Source organism: Sphingobacterium haloxyli, assembly GCF_002980525.1.
GTDB classification, from domain to species: domain Bacteria; phylum Bacteroidota; class Bacteroidia; order Sphingobacteriales; family Sphingobacteriaceae; genus Sphingobacterium; species Sphingobacterium haloxyli.
Genome location: NZ_PVBQ01000003.1, coordinates 176,861 through 195,102 on the forward strand (window position 1 = coordinate 176,861; position 18,242 = coordinate 195,102).

At 40.4% G+C, this 18,242-nt stretch carries 22 protein-coding genes; 12 read left to right on the forward strand and 10 right to left on the reverse strand.

What is annotated here, in order from left to right; genetic code table 11:
- Positions 1-88: 88 nt before the first annotated feature.
- The 5 genes from C5745_RS04480 to C5745_RS04500 form a co-directional block, all read right to left on the reverse strand.
- Entirely contained in the window at positions 89-1,699 is a 1,611-nt protein-coding gene (locus tag C5745_RS04480) for a family 43 glycosylhydrolase (RefSeq protein ID WP_105715785.1), read from the reverse strand.
- 131 nt (positions 1,700-1,830) lie between these two features.
- Positions 1,831-2,883 carry a CNNM domain-containing protein gene (locus tag C5745_RS04485; protein ID WP_105715786.1) on the reverse strand — a complete coding sequence of 351 codons (1,053 nt, stop codon included), beginning with the start codon at positions 2,881-2,883 and terminating at the stop codon, positions 1,831-1,833.
- A gap of 120 nt (positions 2,884-3,003) precedes the next feature.
- A complete protein-coding gene (locus C5745_RS04490) occupies positions 3,004-3,360 on the reverse strand; it encodes a nuclear transport factor 2 family protein (RefSeq protein ID WP_105715787.1) in 357 nt (118 codons plus the stop codon).
- Between the two features lie 121 nt (positions 3,361-3,481).
- Complete coding sequence (locus C5745_RS04495; RefSeq protein ID WP_165793017.1) at positions 3,482-4,330, reverse strand: sigma-70 family RNA polymerase sigma factor; 849 nt, start codon at positions 4,328-4,330, stop codon at positions 3,482-3,484.
- Positions 4,331-4,643: 313 nt separating this feature from the next.
- Positions 4,644-5,324 carry a YceI family protein gene (locus C5745_RS04500; RefSeq protein WP_105715789.1) on the reverse strand — a complete coding sequence of 227 codons (681 nt, stop codon included), beginning with the start codon at positions 5,322-5,324 and terminating at the stop codon, positions 4,644-4,646.
- A gap of 147 nt (positions 5,325-5,471) precedes the next feature.
- Here C5745_RS04500 and C5745_RS04505 point away from each other — a divergent pair, with 147 nt between their 5' ends.
- Positions 5,472-5,837: a winged helix-turn-helix transcriptional regulator gene (locus tag C5745_RS04505; protein WP_207795715.1), complete on the forward strand. Its 366-nt coding sequence runs from the start codon at positions 5,472-5,474 to the stop codon at positions 5,835-5,837.
- Between the two features lie 4 nt (positions 5,838-5,841).
- On the opposite strand, the gene C5745_RS04510 is transcribed toward C5745_RS04505, so the two are convergent.
- The 5 genes from C5745_RS04510 to C5745_RS04530 form a co-directional block, all read right to left on the reverse strand.
- Positions 5,842-6,291, reverse strand: coding sequence for a DoxX family protein (locus C5745_RS04510; RefSeq protein ID WP_105715790.1), 450 nt, complete (start codon positions 6,289-6,291; stop codon positions 5,842-5,844).
- 55 nt (positions 6,292-6,346) lie between these two features.
- Positions 6,347-6,910 (reverse strand): Crp/Fnr family transcriptional regulator, encoded by a 564-nt coding sequence (locus C5745_RS04515; RefSeq protein WP_105715791.1) that lies wholly within the window; start codon positions 6,908-6,910, stop codon positions 6,347-6,349.
- A 131-nt stretch (positions 6,911-7,041) separates the two neighbouring features.
- Positions 7,042-7,503: a hypothetical protein gene (locus C5745_RS04520; protein ID WP_105715792.1), complete on the reverse strand. Its 462-nt coding sequence runs from the start codon at positions 7,501-7,503 to the stop codon at positions 7,042-7,044.
- 69 nt (positions 7,504-7,572) lie between these two features.
- On the reverse strand, positions 7,573-8,022 hold the full coding sequence (locus tag C5745_RS04525) for a GNAT family N-acetyltransferase (RefSeq protein ID WP_105715793.1): 450 nt from the start codon (positions 8,020-8,022) through the stop codon (positions 7,573-7,575).
- 227 nt (positions 8,023-8,249) lie between these two features.
- Complete coding sequence (locus C5745_RS04530) at positions 8,250-9,209, reverse strand: NADP-dependent oxidoreductase (protein ID WP_105716027.1); 960 nt, start codon at positions 9,207-9,209, stop codon at positions 8,250-8,252.
- 63 nt (positions 9,210-9,272) lie between these two features.
- Between C5745_RS04530 and C5745_RS04535 the strand changes: the two genes are divergently transcribed.
- The 11 genes from C5745_RS04535 to C5745_RS04585 all read left to right on the forward strand — a co-directional run bounded on the left by C5745_RS04535 (position 9,273) and on the right by C5745_RS04585 (position 18,223).
- The gene (locus tag C5745_RS04535; protein ID WP_243403248.1) at positions 9,273-10,130 is read left to right on the forward strand and encodes an AraC family transcriptional regulator; all 858 of its coding nucleotides are present in this window, start codon (positions 9,273-9,275) and stop codon (positions 10,128-10,130) included.
- Positions 10,131-10,146: 16 nt separating this feature from the next.
- Positions 10,147-10,710, forward strand: coding sequence for a Crp/Fnr family transcriptional regulator (locus C5745_RS04540; RefSeq protein WP_105715794.1), 564 nt, complete (start codon positions 10,147-10,149; stop codon positions 10,708-10,710).
- A gap of 97 nt (positions 10,711-10,807) precedes the next feature.
- Entirely contained in the window at positions 10,808-11,200 is a 393-nt protein-coding gene (locus tag C5745_RS04545; RefSeq protein ID WP_105715795.1) for a RidA family protein, read from the forward strand.
- A gap of 310 nt (positions 11,201-11,510) precedes the next feature.
- Complete coding sequence (mph, locus tag C5745_RS04550) at positions 11,511-12,395, forward strand: Mph(E)/Mph(G) family macrolide 2'-phosphotransferase (RefSeq protein ID WP_105715796.1); 885 nt, start codon at positions 11,511-11,513, stop codon at positions 12,393-12,395.
- A 46-nt stretch (positions 12,396-12,441) separates the two neighbouring features.
- Positions 12,442-13,131, forward strand: coding sequence for a helix-turn-helix transcriptional regulator (locus tag C5745_RS04555; RefSeq protein WP_105715797.1), 690 nt, complete (start codon positions 12,442-12,444; stop codon positions 13,129-13,131).
- Between the two features lie 98 nt (positions 13,132-13,229).
- On the forward strand, positions 13,230-13,802 hold the full coding sequence (locus C5745_RS04560) for a YdeI/OmpD-associated family protein (RefSeq protein ID WP_105715798.1): 573 nt from the start codon (positions 13,230-13,232) through the stop codon (positions 13,800-13,802).
- 127 nt (positions 13,803-13,929) lie between these two features.
- Positions 13,930-15,276 (forward strand): amidohydrolase, encoded by a 1,347-nt coding sequence (locus C5745_RS04565; RefSeq protein WP_105715799.1) that lies wholly within the window; start codon positions 13,930-13,932, stop codon positions 15,274-15,276.
- Positions 15,277-15,358: 82 nt separating this feature from the next.
- Positions 15,359-16,132, forward strand: coding sequence for an aminoglycoside 6-adenylyltransferase (locus tag C5745_RS04570; protein WP_105715800.1), 774 nt, complete (start codon positions 15,359-15,361; stop codon positions 16,130-16,132).
- A gap of 35 nt (positions 16,133-16,167) precedes the next feature.
- Positions 16,168-16,518: a VOC family protein gene (locus C5745_RS04575; RefSeq protein ID WP_105715801.1), complete on the forward strand. Its 351-nt coding sequence runs from the start codon at positions 16,168-16,170 to the stop codon at positions 16,516-16,518.
- A gap of 246 nt (positions 16,519-16,764) precedes the next feature.
- Positions 16,765-17,523, forward strand: a complete 759-nt coding sequence (locus tag C5745_RS04580; RefSeq protein ID WP_317046838.1) for a helix-turn-helix domain-containing protein — start codon at positions 16,765-16,767, stop codon at positions 17,521-17,523.
- Positions 17,524-17,599: 76 nt separating this feature from the next.
- Positions 17,600-18,223 (forward strand): NAD(P)-dependent oxidoreductase, encoded by a 624-nt coding sequence (locus C5745_RS04585; protein ID WP_105715803.1) that lies wholly within the window; start codon positions 17,600-17,602, stop codon positions 18,221-18,223.
- Positions 18,224-18,242 lie beyond the last annotated feature (19 nt).

Below are 18,242 nucleotides of genomic sequence, written 5' to 3' on the forward strand. Positions count from 1 at the left end.
GTCTAATCGTATATAGGATTTTTGCTCTTCACTGCAAAAAAAAGTACAGTGTGAGGGTATATATACGATTTCTTTCAATAGCGCGACTTCAATTTTTGACCAACGATATATCATCGACATAGCAGAATGCGCCTGCATTTCCTTCGGCCACAAAACCAATGTCAACACGCCCGTTTTTAACGGGTATCTTGTCGATTGTAATCGTGGTCCACGCCCCGTTCGATCGAGATATTGATTTCTTCATGATCTTACCATTACTTTCGGCATACATTTCAAGCCGGGGAAATCCATCGCTGTTTCTGATTTTTGCCGTTAAGGTGTAGGATCCGTCTTCTACGTCGACGTATGGACTGGATTCAATGGTCTGGACAATTTTGCGTTTAAAGTTGACAATGTCGCTAATCTGCAGACTTTTCTCGCCGATTACACTTTGTCGGTCCTGCTGTGTATTGAAATAATTTAGGCTGGGGGATGTGGAGTCGCTGACAGATAGCGCCGTGCCTTCGATTATCGTAGTCGCCCATCCCAGCAGCTGCTCCTGCACGGGTTTGACCGGGCTCGGGATCCGGCGGCGGTCGGCCTCGAAGCTCCCATTTTTCACATAATTATTACCTCTGCCCACTGTCCACTCGCCGGTGGTTGGATTCAGGTTCCAGGCGCTGAGCGAGTTAAAATACGGGGTGTCGCCATCGAACGATAGGGGACACCATTGGTTATAACCGAGCCCATTGCCGGCAAAATTAGCCCATCGGTCACCGCAATAAATGACCGTCTCCTGTTTGCTGCCTTTAACCTTGACAAAAAAGCCGGTCTGCGTCACGTGAGCGTAATCCGCTTCCGATCCGCGTACGATCAGCATCTCATCGGTTGGCGTATAAGGCCCCCTAATATTATCCGCCACGAGGTAATAGGCATAGGAGGAATCCCAGCCGTAAAGATTGGACGCGAATAGATAATATTTACCATTATACTTAAACATACAGTTCCCTTCGCGACCAGCACCCTTGTAAACTTGCGTGCAGTCTAACAGGCCGACTTTTCCGTCTTTCACACCTATTTCCGAAATATAAATCTTATGGCGTCCCTTCCCATAAGAATAAACGAGATAAGAGATGCCGGTGTCTTCATCGGTAAACACCGTCTGATCTCCCGTATTAGATGTCCCGATCATTTCTTTCATGTTTATGCGTTGATGCCATGTAAAAGGGCCATTCGGACTGTCAGAAACCGCTACTAATACCTCGGCATTGTGCTGTATAAACAGCGCATATTTATTGATGTCTTTAATGTAAGCGACACCTAAGCGACCTGCCCATCGGGTATGTTGGTGCTTGTCCATTTCATCGCGCGTGAGGACGTCTCCTTTTGATTCCCAATTTACTAGGTCAGTGGAGGTATAACAGGTTACCGAAACAAAATTATCGCGAGGCGGGGTAACAGATGGGTCATTACGGTACGATGCTGATTCTTTGTATTGCGCACCGTACCAGTAATATTTCTCGATCCCGCTTTCAGGATCTTTAAACCTAAATATACCGCCGCCCTGACTGTAGATAGGATGTCCATCTTTGGTATCCCAAAATACATCGTTTGTAATAGGCAGGAATCCTTTGGAAGCAGTGTCGGTCTGGCTTTTACCAGTTTTGAGTATAAGTGATAACAGGACCGAGATAAATAACGTTTTGACCAGTGTACGCATGAAATTAGATTTACTGAAGGTTTACTGGTGTCTAAAATAGCACATTAAATTTCAGCGGGCAACATGCACCATCCTGTATCTTTTGCTAGAGGTTCATGCAAACGAGCATGCTGTAGCAATCGTGCCAAAAGCTATTTCAATTTATTTAAAAGCTCGTATTTTTTTTGTTTTTCCTGCCATCGTTTTAGGGCATATTGCTGCATATCTTCCACCTTGTCTTTCTCATCTACAATCTCAAATCCGAGCAGCGATTCTATGATATCTTCAAGTGTTGCTACGCCATCCATACCCCCATATTCATCTATGATTAATGAAATATGTTCCTTCTCCAGCAGCATTTTCTCCCAAGCTGCAAATAAGGTCATATTTTCGGGAAAGTGGATGATCTCTCTTTTGATATCTTTCAGTTTCAAGTTAAATTGGTCTTCGGCAAGTTTTTCAAATACAAGTTCCCTAAATACGTAACCCGTAATATTATCGCTGTTTTCTCTATAAATAGGAATTCTTGAAAAATGTAAGAATTCTTTATTTTTCAAGAATTCCTCCAGCGTCATTTCTTCATTGGCCGTCACCACTACTATGCGGGGCGTCATTACTTCTTTTATCTTGAGGCCTTTAAGCTTAATCAGATTTTGTATAATTTTATTCTCCTTATCGACAAATATTCCTTCTTGCATACCGATGCTCGCTAAAGCTGAAATCTCTTCTCTGCTGGTAGTGAGTTCGGATTTTTCTCTGGACAGCATCTTAGTCAGAATAGAAGACATCCACACCAGGGGATAGGTTAAAACGATCATTGTCTGAATTACCTTGGTCGAAATACCTACTAGTTCTTTACTATAATTGGCACCCAAAGTCTTCGGTATAATCTCGGTTAGAACCAAGATTAAAATAGTCAAAACGGCCGATACAATACCGAAATAGGCTTCACCAAAGACCACGGTAGCTTGTGCGCCTACTCCGGCCGCCCCCACGGTGTGGGCAACTGTGTTTAAAGATAAAATAGCAGACAAGGGCTTATCAATATCTTTTTTTAGCTTAAGCATTGATTCTGCACTTTTATCCTCATTTTCTACTCTCGATCTTAAATATGATATTGGAGTCGAAAGCAGCACCGCTTCCATTATTGAGCATATAAATGAAATAATTAATGCAGTGCCGAGGTACAATAATAGTAATGTCATGTTTTTTCAGATGATCGATTTTGTCCAACAACTAATGTTGCAGACTTCTCGTAAAAATACGAATAAAACCAATGCAAATGACCGAAAACCAAAGATTATCTTTATAGATGACACGTTCAGTTACTTCACTTCTATCGTCGGAAGGTTGTTTATTATCTTCCAATGCCCATGATCCTGAACACAGACGATCAGTGAGTGAAAGATTAAATATTGGCTTTCCAATTTTACCCGTGCGTTAGCCATATTGCCGGTTTGTTCGATCGAATGATAAGTAATACTTCTGGAGCTTCCTCCAAATTTCTTCGTTCTGATTAGTTCGATATAATCTAGTTTTGAGATTACAAAAATTCCATTCTCACCAAAAAATCCATCCTGAATGTTCTGAAAATCGGGATGAAGAATGTCCTCCAATACTACTATGTCCTGTTTGTCACCGGCTTTTACGAATGCCTCGATGGCTGTTTCTACTTGTTCCATATTATTTATTTAAAATGCTACTAAACGACATGTTTTGACTGTTGATCCCTGCACAAAACTGTCTCCTCCTGTTCGAGAATAGGAGTTTTCTAACCGTTTTTTATAGAAGACACATTCCGTCCTACAGACGTGACAGCTTGGTGATATTTTTTAGCTTTTCAGGATCTACAACAGAATAAATCTCTTGGATTAAGCCGTCGTTATTTAATTGAAGGATATGACAATTATGTAGCTTGCTGTTTTCCCAGAAACAAATTGCGGGCTGATGATTAAAGAATTGGAAAGTAAATTCTTTATCGAGTAAAAATTGCTGCTGCACGTAAACCAATAATGTAGCGGTAGCGGTTTTTCCCATTTCTGCGCCCTTGACTACCTGCACTTTGGTCCCACCATCCGCGTTTAGTTTTATATCACTGACCAATAAATGTTCTAACTCCTCAATGTTGCCGTGAGCTAACGCCGCTTGATATTTCCCTAATGTTTCCACATGAACGCTGGCACGTTGTCTCTCTATTGAAAATTTACCTCCCTTTAATTGCTTACTCGCCCTGCTTAATAACTGTCGGGAGTTTTCCGTACTTATTTCAAGCAATTCGGCTATTTCTGCATGTGAATAATTAAACCCTTCCTTTAAGATGAAAGTTGCTCTTTCTTTTGGATTCAGATGCTCGAGCAGTACAAGCATCGTATAACTCGCAGTTTCGTCTTTAATGAGCTTGGTGTCTGCATTTTCAAAGGAGACAGGCTCGGGCAGCCACTCACCAAAGACTTCTTTTTTACTTTGACGAGTTTTAAAATTGATGGCATGGTTGATCGTACTTTTAATCAAAAAGTTCGGTTCGTGACGGATGTTCGCCTTGTCGAGTACGATATATTTTTCCAATACATCCTGTACTAAATCTCTGGCGTCTTCATAAGAACCAACGATATTGTAGGCATAGGTCAAGAGTTTTTTATAATGTTCCTGCATATTGTTGTAAGATTCGCTAGTGATTACCTGGTATTGAGTTTTAGTATTAGATTTTAGATAAAAATAAACAAAAATCAATTGCATTATTGTCTTTGATTTAATAGAAGACACATTTCGCGTTGAATATGTGACAGGTGTACTGGCTTTTTTTCAGTCGTTAATATAAGCACACAGGATATCGGTAATCAGGATTTTCGGCAGCTGCCGTCGGCTAGTGTATAGAAGAACAAAGAGGCAGGCACTGTAAAAATGCCCGCCTCTCTGCTTTTCCGTGTATGAATTTTTGCTTCCAGCCCCCACGTGGAGAGCGATGTTATTTTTTAGCGGTTATATCAAATTCCAAGTCAACCTCTTGTGAAATCATCCAGTCTTTTGGATCACCGTCCGTTCCGTAAGTGAGGCCCCAATCCTGTCTATTGATGCTGAATTTTGATTGTACATTCACCTCGTTTTCTTGGATGGATACCTTAGCTGGGAAGGCTATATTCACCGTTTTTTCCTTGATCGTTAGGTTACCACTGATAACGTGTGTCGCATCTGCTAACACACTTTTATCTTCTGCAGGGTCAAAAGATCTTACAGATGTGATCTCCAATTTCGATGTAGGGTATTTTTCAACATCAAAAAAATCTTCGTTTTTCAAATGTCCATCTAAATCCGCAGCCGTCTTTCCACCTGTCTTTGCTATATCGACAGCCTCTTCATCCGTACGCAAGGAATTCATATCGATGGTGAATTTACCGCTTGCAATCGCGTCATCTTCCAGCGTTAGGTTCCCTTCGCTTTCGAGCGTGCCAAACCTTGGATCGAAACCACCTTTATGATAGGCTTTCCATTTTATGGAACTGTTCACAGGATCAAGCTGAAATACAGTGCCTTTTTCCGTTGCAACTTCTTGAGCAGTTGATGTCTGTACTTTGTCTGCGTTGGAATTACCTCCACAAGCCGCTAATGCCAGCGCGGCAACGACCGTTAAAGCTGATAATTTTCTCATTTTATATTTAACTGTTATTGATTTTTAAATACCTGCAAAGGTAATATAAGCTCAGTTTAAAAAATGCATTAGTTACCAATTGGAAACTAGTTTCCAATTGGTAACTAATGTCCGTTTGCGTATTTTTGGCGAAAATTAAACTCCAGTATGAGAACTCGGAAAACGGCTACGAAATCTTTAGCGTGTAAGGTTAGAATAACGGCGATTACAGACACCATGCAAGTTCTGTCCGGTAAATGGAAAATTCATATCCTTGGAGCGCTTTTGCAAGGTGGAAAAATGCGGTTTATGGATCTTCTGCGAGAGATTGATGGTATTGCGGCCAAAATGCTTTCTAAAGAACTGCAAGATTTAGAAATGAACCAGCTTATAACGAGGACAGTCGTCGACACAAAGCCGATAACCGTCGAATACGAAGTCACGGAATATGGAAAAACGATGGAGCCAATCATAGACGAAATCGCAAATTGGGGTGTTTTCTATCGGAATAGGTTGCATGGCAAGGCCGATTAAATCACTACTTGATTACAAATAGATATGTCCAGCATATCAATACGAGCTGGAACGGAATCCGAAACCACAAATAGTCCACGCCCGGGCCGTCGTAGCTTCCTGTTTCATAATTCAGATGTGTAACCGCTGCAAAGATATTGGCTGGAAGAACGGCTAGAAAGAAGAAAACGAGAAGCACACCGGTGATGTGCCTAAACGCAGGTATGAATATGCAGATGGCAGCTATAATCTCTATAAATGCCGTAGCATAAATGATTTGCATGCTAAACGGTATGAAATGCGGTAACATTTTTGACATGCCTTCCGTATACATAAAATGTCCCAAAGCGGTAAACAAGAGCATAACCGATAGCGCAATTTTTCCAGATAATTTATAATCGAACGCTGATCTCCATAGCTTGATTATCAAGAGGGATATTAGCCAGACGCCGATCAATACAAATAAAGGTTTCATTTTTTTCTTGCAAATGTAACCCCTGATCTCGGCGCAATCAATGAACATATGTTAACTAAATAGTCTTTCTAATCCTGCTCAGGGACTGTGGTCGTATTCCAATATAAGATGCCAGATATTTTTGGGGTATATACTTGATGAGTCGGGGCTGATCCGATAAGAGATCCATATATCTTTTCTTGGCTGTATCTTCTAGCAAGGAGCGTTCTCGTTTCATCTTTTTGATGTATAGATCTTCGGCTACTTTTCTTCCAATACGGTCACCAATTGATGTGTTAGCATATACAAATTCCAAATCTTCGTAGGAAATCCGATACAGTACACAATCGGTAATGCATTCGATGTTGTAAAGCGAACCCGTCTGGGTGAGGAAGGAATCGTACGCGCTAAAAAAAGTATTCTCAAAAGCAAAGGCAAATGTGAAATCGTAATCGACCTTCGGTATATTAAAACGAATAATACCCTTTTCCAGAAAGGATAGAAACCGCTCTTTTTTGCCTTGCTCTAGTATAACAGATTTTTTAGGAAAGGCGGCCCGTTCAAGCTTTGAAGCAAAGATATTCCAGTCAGGATCATCTATCGTAACAAACTCACTGAAAAATTCTCTGATTTTTTCCATTGGATAAACTTTTTCGCATAAACTCCCAACTGTACATTTAAACACGAAGTCCGCTTCATCCAAAAGCCCCAGGCGAGAAGGAATTTCAGATGGTTCAGTCGTTCGCTAGCGGAAGTGATCGTTGTGTATTGTCAACTCAAAATTAAGTAAGCTACCAAGAAGTACAGCGCAAAAGCCAGAGCCGTTATACCTACCACTTTAAGATAATTCGTCGTTACGGAGCCTTCTGTTCGCATCGCTTGTAAGTTGAAGACTGATGCCGCTCCTCCAATGGCACCACCTATTCCCCCGCCGATAAATATCAGTACCAGTGGTATTAAGCATAGTGCATATTGATACCAGGCCAATTTATCTACGATATCGTACAGTATCCCATCAATTTCTAAAGCAGGGACCATGTCCATATATCTCGGCTTGGGATACGCCCTTACGATTTCCCCCGAATTGTTAGGAATCAAAAAAGGTTTGCCCTTTTCGTTGGAACGGGAAATCGCTGTTCCATCTTTGAAAAGCGTGGGGCGCCCTGTCCATATAGAAGTTTCGATTTCGAAAGTTGAACCCGGGAAGTGGGGTAACGTAAATTGATGTTTCATAAATTTTTGATAAAAGATGCAGATTGGATTTTATGCCCCGCGCTATTTTTACAAAAGTAACTTATAACTTTATAATACTTTTTCAAAACAGACGCTACTGTCAACATCCGCATACTGCCCATAATTTGGTATGATTTCAAAGTTATTTTTCTTATAGAGGCCGATCGCCTCAACCATTTTGTCTCCCGTTTCCAATATACATTTCGTATATCCTAGTTCTTTTGCCCACTTTTGTAATTCTGTTAAAATACTGCCAGCAATTCCATTACCTCGTTTATTCACCGGTACATACATTCTTTTAATCTCCATTATTCCATGCCCATACTCCTTCATTGCGCCGCAACCCACAACTTCGTTAGCTTCATAAGCTAGAACGACATTTCGGATATGGTCAATTTTATTGTACCGGACAAAGAAGTCATTAGCGTCGCCATTCTTAATGGCGAGGTCTTTGTCAAGCTCAACTACTAATTTTTGAAAGTCGGAATTGTCGGAATTTGTTCGTTCTATAAAATGCATTTTTTCTATTTGGCGACGTTTTCAGATTTTTTCGCATTTACGATATGAAACAGGCGTATACTTAGCGCCATCGGGTAGCTTATCAGAGCCGTGATAAGCTCGTGCCACTCATCCTTCGTAAGTTGGAATATAAAATCTTCTTATAAAAGTAAAAAACAGTTAGACGAAAAACAATAATCTCGTTGGTTTTTACTGTTATTTTGGTGTCCGTGTGATACCGTATCTTTTCAATAGCTTCCATCCACTTTAACCACGATTTTCCCCACTGTACGTCCGGTTTCGATTTGCAGATGAGCTTTTGCCATTTCGTCAAACCCGAACACATAGGATACGTGGGGCTTTAACACCTCCTTTTCCAATAGAGATGCAATACGCCGCATATCCTGTCCGCTAGAATAAACAGACATGAAATAACAGGCATGAAGTTGTTTCTGTTGCGCTTTGAGCTCATCTTCCAGCGTATGTCCAGAAGGCAGTGCGACGATGGTTCCGAAAGGTTTTAGTGTCTGTACCGATTTCTGAAAATTGGCGCCTCCGACAGCTTCCAGTACAAAATCGACCTGTTGTACGACATCCTCAAAATGGACACTTCTGTAATCAATGAATTCGTCTGCTCCCAATCCCAATACGAAATCTCTGTTAGAAGCTGAGGAGGTAGCCACAACGTATGCCCCTATGTCTTTGGCTATCTGTACAGCAAAATGCCCTACACCGCCCGAAGCCGCGTGGACTAGCACCTTGTCTGTAGGCCTCAGTTTGCCATAACTATCGAACGCTTGCCATGCGGTCAATGCTGCTAATGTGCAAGCGGCAGCTTCCACATGACTGATGTTTTTGGGTTTCAGGGCGAGCTGTTCAGCCGGGGCAGCTACATACTCAGCATAGGCCTTGCCATGCCCGGCGAAATTGACCATTCCAAACACTTCATCTCCCATGTTGAATTCGGTAACTTCATCACCGATTTCCGTTACTTCGCCGGAAATATCCCATCCCAAAACTAGCGGACTGTATTTCGCCAAATCTTCAGCCAAAGGAGCCTGTCGATTGCGAACTTTGACATCGACGGGATTAATACTAATTGCTTTCAGTTTGACCAGTGCCTCATTTGCCTTTATTGCAGGCTTTTCAATTTCTGTGTAAAGAAGATTTTCAACACCTCCAAAATTTTTCAATACGATTGCTTTCATTTTGTTCATTTAATTTGACAAAAATAGACCGGAAACAAGATTAAAAACAGGTACATTTAAAGTATGTTTAGGTATCTTTGCCGTATGGCAAGGGAAAACATCTATCAATCACTTGAAGTGTTCTACGAAGAGGTAAACGAATGTCCTTTACGTGACAGACAATTCAATTTTTTCGAATTGGTTTACGTGATCTCCGGCACTGGTCACCATGTTGTCAATGGAAATAAGTTTGCTTATTTTGCCGGAGATTTGTTCCTTATAACGCCAAAAGACTGTCACCAATTTGATTTGGAGGGTATATGTGAGTTTATGGTAATACGTTTCGGTGAAGGATATGTACGGGAATACCAATGGAAAAGCATAGACCATATGGAGTGTCTCTTATATTATGCTTCCCATTTGTCGGGTTCTGTGCTCGTAAATAACGACGACAAACATATGGTAGGATCATTGATGGCGAGTTTACGACAGGCTATTGAACATGAATCGGTGTATTCGGAAGACCTCGTTCGTCATTTGGTAAATGCCATAATTGTTATTGCAGCTAGAAATTTAGCCATCATTAAACCACAAAACATTATACCCCATGCAGACATTCGTTTGTTGCAAATATTGGATTATATACAAGAACATATCCGCCGACCCGAACTTTTAAGACTTGCAGTAATAGCCGAAAATTTTGGATTGGCTCCAACCTACCTCGGTAGTTATTTCCGCAAGCAATGCAATGAATCGATACAACAATATATATCCTCTTATAGGATTCGATTAATTGAACACCGACTGCGTTTCAGTGACAAAAGGATTTATGAAATAGCCGACGAATTTGGGTTTGCGGACGAGAGCCATATCAATAAATTTTTCAAAAGACATAAAGGAATGAGTTTAAAGGGGTATAGGCATATTCTGTCTCCCGCTTAATTTTTCATAATCACCTATGCACAACGAGCTAAGACGTCATATAGAAGAAATTGTTTCACTTACAGATGATGAATATTCATTGATCACATCACATTTTACCCTCCAAAAATTCAAGAAAAATGATTTTTTGATTCGGCAAGGAGAAAGCGTAAAATATACCTATTTCGTTATTTCCGGTCTTTTAAAACTCGTCTACTATGATGAATCTGGAAAAGAACATATTTTGTCTTTTGCCATGGAAGATTGGTGGGAAACCGATTATCAAGCTTTTTATTCTACATCCGATGCGACTATGTCTCTGCAGTGCCTAGAAAACACCACGGTTCTACGCATTACGTTGAAAGACTACCATCATTTGTGTGCTATTTTACCAAAAATTGTTTTATTCTTCCTTAAAAAAGCGACATCCGGACACGTTGCATCCCAACAACGTTTACTATCCCTCCTAAGCTCGAGCGCACAGGATCGATATGAGCAATTGCTTCATCGTTATCCTTCTTTATTTCAACGCGTATCTAAAACGCTACTTGCGTCGTATCTTGGTGTTTCAAGAGAAACACTTAGCAGACTTACCCTATAAACATTTAGCTTATGTAAATAGTGATGTATGTCACAGCATCTTCGCACCAAATCTCTTCATCTTTGCAGTATCATTAATAATTTAAATAAAAGTAGAAATGCAAAAACGAATCATTAATCCTTGGACATGGTCAGAAGACCGCGGATACGCACAATCGGTAGAAGTGAAACAAGTAGAAAGCACATTGTATTGCGCGGGACAGGCCGCAGTGCTCGCTGATGGAACATCTAGCGATGCAGACATGAAAACGCAAATGAATATAGCGTTGCAAAATTTGGAAAAAGTCATTTCCGAGGCAGGTTACGCGTGTAAAAACATCGTTCGTTTAAACATTTATTCAACATCAACAGATGAACTTTTATCGACCTGTTTTGATGTTTATGTAAACTGGGCTAGAAAGAATAATGTGGAGACTGCACTTACCGTTATGGAAGTAAACGCCCTCTATGAAACACTTAACATTGAGTTCGAGGCGACCCTCGTCAAATAAAAGGATAATTTTACCAAAAAGTTCAGGGCGGCCGCCTGGTTCTTGCCGTGCTTAATCCGAGGGAGTGCGTCAGATAGGTTATACAACTTACGACATTATTTTTTGTTGAAATTAAAATGAATTTTTATTTTTGCCTCATGCTATACACAAAAGACAATACAATTGCAAAACCTTGGGTTATTTAATCCCATGCAATCGTATACCCGCCGTTTAAAAACGTTTTCATCAATCTTTTAGGAAAGTGTTCAGCGATTGAGTACTATTGGTTTTTCCTGAAGAGGTTATTCACGAACATTTCAAATCTATTAAGATGACTACCAAAGACATTCAAAACCTGACTGAAGCCCATGGGCTCAAGATAACTGGCGATATAAAATTCAATGATATGGGCATAGACTTTAGGGTCTGTATCGTATCAGATATTAATGGACATCAATGGGTACTTCGCATTCCCAGACGGGATAATATGGCAGATCAAATCAAAGAAGAAAAACAAATATTGAATTTGGTCAAAAAACATCTTTCGGTCGAAGTTCCAGACTGGAAAATTGCAAGCCATGATTTAGTAGCTTATCCGCTACTTAAAGATAAACCAGCCTTGACCTACGACGGCATTACTTATGAAGTCACTTGGAATATGGATAAGGATAGTCCTAATTATGTTCCGTCCTTGGCAAAAGTATTAGTGGAACTTCATAGTATTCCAGCATCTGAGGTTAGCGTAAACAATCTGAAAATAAAGACCACTACAGATTTAAAAAAAGAAATAGAAAATCAACTACGATTGGTTAAATCAGAAATTGGCCTTTCAGAAGAATTGGAAGCTAGGTATAAAACTTGGTTGGATAACGATTCCCTGTGGCCTAAGTTCACAAAGTTTATCCATGCTGATCTTTATGCTGGTCATATTTTGGCCGACAACAATAACGAAATTTCAGGAATTATTGATTGGACGACTGCGCACATTGGTGATCCAGCAATGGACTTTGCTGGCCATCTCAATGTATTCGGGGAAGAAAGTCTGAAACAATTGATTGATGAATATGAGAAGCGAGGAGGACAGATTTGGGATAGGATTTTCGAACAATCCGTCGAAAGAGCGGCTGCCTCTGCCTTAGCCTATGGTTTTTTTGCAGTGGAAACCAAAAGTGATCTTCATATCAAAGGTGCTAAAGCGATGTTGGGCGTTAGGTGAATAATAAATAATCAAAGGTTAGGTTGACAAGTCGTAAATTTGACGAATGAACGGGAACGACATAAAACGGCTTTCGCGGCTGATCGCAATTCTTACACAATTGCAGACGAAGCGGCTTTTGACCGCCACGCAACTGGCGGATAAGTTTTCGGTTAGTATCAGAACAATTTACAGAGACATCAGGGCGTTAGAACAGGCGGGCGTTCCCATTATTACAGAAGACGGCAAAGGTTACACGCTTATGGAAGGCTACCGAGTTCCTCCTGTAATGTTCACCGAGGCGCAAGCCAATGCTCTGATTACCGCAGAGCAATTGGTTCTAAAAAACAAAGATGCTTCATTCATCAAAGACTACACGGAGGCCGTAGATAAAATAAAAGCAGTTCTGAAATACAGCGTACAGGACAAAGCCAACTTACTTGCCGAACGAACTCGATTCTACCAAAACATAAACAGAGAAAGAAATAGCAATAATTTGTCGGATTTACAGTTTGCCCTGACAAATTTCCGTCTTAGCAAAATTGAATACACCAACGAACAACACGAAACCACAATCCGACACATTGAACCGTTTGCATTACTAAGCACGGAAAACTGGTTGCTGGTTGCGTATTGTCGCTTAAGAAAAGAATTTCGCTTTTTTCGCTTGGACAGAATTACAAAGGTGGAAGTGCTTTCCGACAAATTTGAACCGCACGGGATGACCTTGCAAGAGTATTTTGACAAGTATCATTAGCTTTTCTAAACCCCTGACATAAGGCTGTCGTAACCCCCTTTTAGTTTTGCGTCATGTTTAACAAGTAAAACAAGATTAAATACGGTGGTAATGTAACTATGAACGAAATAGAAATATTTTATCCGGCAAGCCAAGCAGCGTGGCGACAATGGTTGGAAACAAACCATTTGTCGAAACAATCTGTTTGGCTTGTTTTTTATTCCAAATCATCGGAGCGACCATCTATTAGCTGGAGCGAGGCCGTTGATGTGGCGCTTTGTTTCGGCTGGATAGACAGCAAGAAAATTAAAATAGACGATCATACAGCACACCAGTTTTTCAGTAAACGAAAACCACAAGGTACCTGGAGTAAAATCAACAAAGAAAAAGTACGGAAACTCATTGAGGAAGGGTTAATGACACAAGCGGGTTTGGACGTTATTGAAGCCGCCAAAGAAAATGGTTCGTGGACAATTTTGGACGAAGTAGAAGAATTAATCATCCCAAACGATTTAGAGAAAGCGTTCAAAAAACACAAAGGTTCAAAAGACTATTTTTTAAGTTTGAGCAAAACGGTCCGGAAAATGATGCTGACCTCACTCGTTCTTGCTAGAAAGCCCAAAACTAGGCAAAAACGCATAGACGAAATTGCCGAACTCGCAGGACAGAAAAAGAAACCTAAACAGTTTTGAGGAAAAAAATAACAATACCTTGCGTAACGGTAAAGTTTCTCGTTAACCAATGGCTGGTCTACCGCCAAGGAGAAGGCACTCCATAAAGTTAGACGTACGATAATTTTGTATTATGTAATTTTGGGCCATGAAAAGGTCGGCGATATCACGTAAAGATTTTTTTAAAAAATCAGGGTTAGGGCTTATAGGAACAATCTTTATTCCAGAGCTAATCGGAACAGAGCGTATTTTAGCGCAGGAAATGGTTAATGAGAAAAAAATATCAACAATGGGTGATTGCATTTTAAAGAACGTTTTATTAGAAACAGGGTTTGAATATGAAGGTGACGAAATCGTCCGTACTAAAACAGGTTTGTTTTGTGTTGTCATTCGTGAAGGAAACATCAAAAGTGTAACACCTAATAAGCCAAACGATCCAAATGCTATTGATGCAAAAGGATTACTAATGTTGCCTGCATTTAAAGATATGCATATTCATCTAGACAAAACTTTTTATGGTGGCGACTGGCAAGCCGTCCGAAGCAGAACTGGTGGAGTCAAAGGAATGATTGAATTAGAGAAAAAGATCTTGCCGGAAATGTTAAAGACCTCTACCGATCGTGCGGAGAAATTGATTGAATTGTTGCAATCGAAAGGTACTTCTTATGCCAGAAGCCATGTCAATATCGATCCCACATCAAAACTGCAATCGCTTAAAAATCTTCAAAAAGCATTAGCGAACAAGAAGAAAGGTTTTGGTGCAGAGCTGGTTGCATTCCCACAACACGGTGTTTTCTACACCGACTCAGCTCCATATCTCAAAGAAGCTGCAAAAATGGATATTGATTTTATTGGAGGTGTTGATCCCTATTCGATAGACGGTGCTATCGAAAAAACAATGGATTTTACCGTGCAGCTTGCTTTAGATAACGATAAGGGAATCGACATTCATCTGCATGAATCTGGTGAATCCGGACTTAAAACAGTAGAATACCTCATCGAAAAAGTAAACGAAAATCCAGTTTTAAAAAACAAAACCTACTTGAGCCACGCCTTTGTGTTGGGAAGATTGGATTCATCAAAACAAGAAGAAATCGCCGAGAAATTAGGCGACGCCGGTATTGGAGTCGTATCAACGATCCCATTCGGCAGATTGATTATGCCAATTCCTACATTGTACAAACACAATGTAACGGTAATGACAGGTAACGACAGCATCATTGACCATTGGAATACCTGGGGAAGTGGTAGTGTATTACAAAAAGCAAATGTAATGGCTCAACTTTACGGTTATGGGACAGAATTCCTGTTGTCCAGAAGTTTGAAATTGGCGACCGGAAATATATTGCCGCTAGATGATAAAGGGAACCAACAATGGCCAAAGGTAGGTGATGCTGCAAACGTAGTCCTTATCGATGCAAGCTGCTCGGCTGAGGCTGTATCCCGTATTTCTCCAGTGAAGTCCCTTATTCACGAAGGCAATATCGTATATTGATAAGTAACCGTTCAAACAAGGAAAAGCCCATTCACCACTTTACATAAGTGAAGAATGTATTACAAACGTTAAATCTAGTATAATGACACAATTACAGATGATTGATGCCACCAAATCAATAGCGCGGAGAGATGAAAATGTTTCCGCAGTTTTGATGTACGGTTCATTTACAAAAAATGAGGGAGACCAATATTCCGATATAGAATTTTATATCTTTCTGAAAAGCAAAGAAAATTTTTCCGCCGAACAGTGGGTAAATCAGATTTCTCCAACGGCTTTGTATTTTACGAATGAATACGGAAGTGAAGTTGCGATTTTTGCAAACCTCATCAGAGGAGAATTCCATTTTTTAACCGTGAATGATATTGAAATTATAAAATCGTGGGAGGGTTTTGTGTCTTTCAGTGATTTTAGCGAAATGAATATCATTGACAAAGACGGTCTTTTGACGAAAACACTTCATCAGATCAAAACAATATCGCCCGACCGAACAACAAATGAAAACATCCTTTTTCTAAGTAGATCATTACTAAATGTCTTATTGATAACAAGCAATTTGATAAAAAGGCAAGAACACGCGCACGCTTACCAAAGCCTTTTCAACGTGCAAAAGTATTTGCTTTGGTTAATCCGGATAGCGACAAATCAAACCAATCATTGGGAAAGCCCCACAAAACGCTTAGAGAAAGACATTGATCAAGATTGGTATTCAGCATTCAGATTGACAACATCTGATTTGGACGCCGACAATTTAAGAGCCGCTTTTCAACATGCGTCGGACTTATCAAAAAAGCTGTTTGATGCATTAAGCATTCCAGCTGATTTAAAACGATTGTTAAATCAAATCGGATATTAGTCGCTGCATTTTTACCATACACATTAATGAAGTCTATGAAAGTCAAAAGAATAGTCGCTAATGTAAGTACACAGCAAATTGACGCCGCGAATCGGTTTTATGGCGAGGTATTAGGCCTAGATATCTTGATGGATCATGGTTGGATAACCAGTTATGGCAATACGGAAAACATGCGCGTCCAGATCGCTTTTGCTACGGAAGGAGGGGGCGGGACCGATGTTCCTGACCTGTCTATCGAAGTAGACGATATCGAGGTTGCATATGGCCGCGTGAAAGAGCATGGATACCAGGTGGAATATGGGCCGACCGATGAACCGTGGGGTGTGCGCCGGTTTTATGTAAGAGATCCTTTTGGAAAGTTGGTCAATATCCTGATGCATTTATAATAAAATGCAAATAAAGTGGCGCTATTATTCATATTGCTTCTATTCAGGCAAGACTGCCATTGTACGATTCCACTTTGCCTTATGCCGCAGCCAAAGCGGGATTATTAAACTATAGCAAAAGTTTGACGCTTTGGCTTACTTTGATCGAGTTTTAAAATCGTATATTGCCATGGGCCTTCGTATTTGAGAAGTGCAATATAAGGACATACGAAGCTCAGTAATGAAGCAATGAATTTTCAAAGCATAATGCCAGACAAATCCATTTCATTGTTCGTGAAGAACATATGGGTATTTGAAAGCAAGGACAGAAATTTGAAGACAAGTTTGCCTTTTTTCGCAGACGGCTATCCCGGGGTAATGTTCCAGCAGACCGATAATAGCCTGATAGTACGCCCGCACGATAAAAAGATGCCCGACGTCTTTCTTTATGGACAGACTATTAAACCGATCGAACTGGAAATTTCGGGAGCATACCTGCTCATCATTTTTCAATTATACCCCTTTGTTTTGAGGACGTTTTTTAATCTCGTTCCGCAAAGCATAAACGATAACTGTTACTATTTGGACGACATGATGGCGGACGACGGCGTAATGGCGCTTGCCAACGAACTACAAGCTTCCGATTCTATTGAGGATAAGATTGAAGTCATCACTAGTCTGCTGCTGTCATTCTTAGAAAGGAAAAAGCAAGATCTTGACGATAAAATACGGGAAGCCGTTATACGGATTATCAGGACAAAAGGACAGGAAAGCATTCTTGCCATTGCTGCAATCTGTAATTTAACCATGCGTACTTTTGAAAGGCGTTTCCGCAATGAAACCGGGCTTTCGCCCAAACAATTCTCCCAAATTATCCAATTCCAGGCTTCTATGGAGCAACTTACGGTAAAAGACTATAGCAAGCTATCGGATATTGTTTATCAAAATGGTTTCGCCGACCAGTCCCATTTCATACGTGTTTTCAAAGCGTTTACAGGTAAGACACCTAAAGCATTCAAAAAATAAGCAAGCGTTGTCGTTTTTATTCTATTTTCTAGGCATTATATGCTGCAATTTTGCCAAGTAGACTAAAAGAAAAAAAATGAAAATAATTGTTTTTGGTGCAACGGGCACCGTAGGTACAGAAATTGTAAAGCAAGCATTGGAAAAAGGATATAGGGTTACAGTCTTCGTGCGTAACTCTGCAAAAATAATAGCGACAAACCCCAATCTTCATGTGTATACCGGAGATGTCTCCAATGCAGACGATGTGATGCGCGCGGTGAAAGATCACGATGCGATTTTTTGTGCGTTAGGGGATGGACGAGTTGGTAAAATACGGGCGATGGGAACATTAAATATCATCGATGCCATGAACAGCGCTGCGGTAAGGAAGTTGATATGTTTATCGACCCTTGGCATAGGCGAAAGCTATGGAAATCTAAATTTTGTCTGGAAGCACATCATGTTTGGCATGTTACTCAAAAGAGCGTTCAACGACCACAAATTGCAGGAAGAGTATATACGCAACAGCAAATTGGATTTTACGATAGTACGACCAAGCGCATTGACAAATGGAGCAATAACCAACGGTTATAAAATAGGTTTTGACGGAAAATATAAAAAACTTAACCTTAAAATATCACGAGCAGATGTCGCAGACTTTATGTTGCGTCAGTTGCATAGTGAAAACAATATACGGAAAGCCGTAAGTATATCGAATTAATATTTCTTCCTAGTCATCA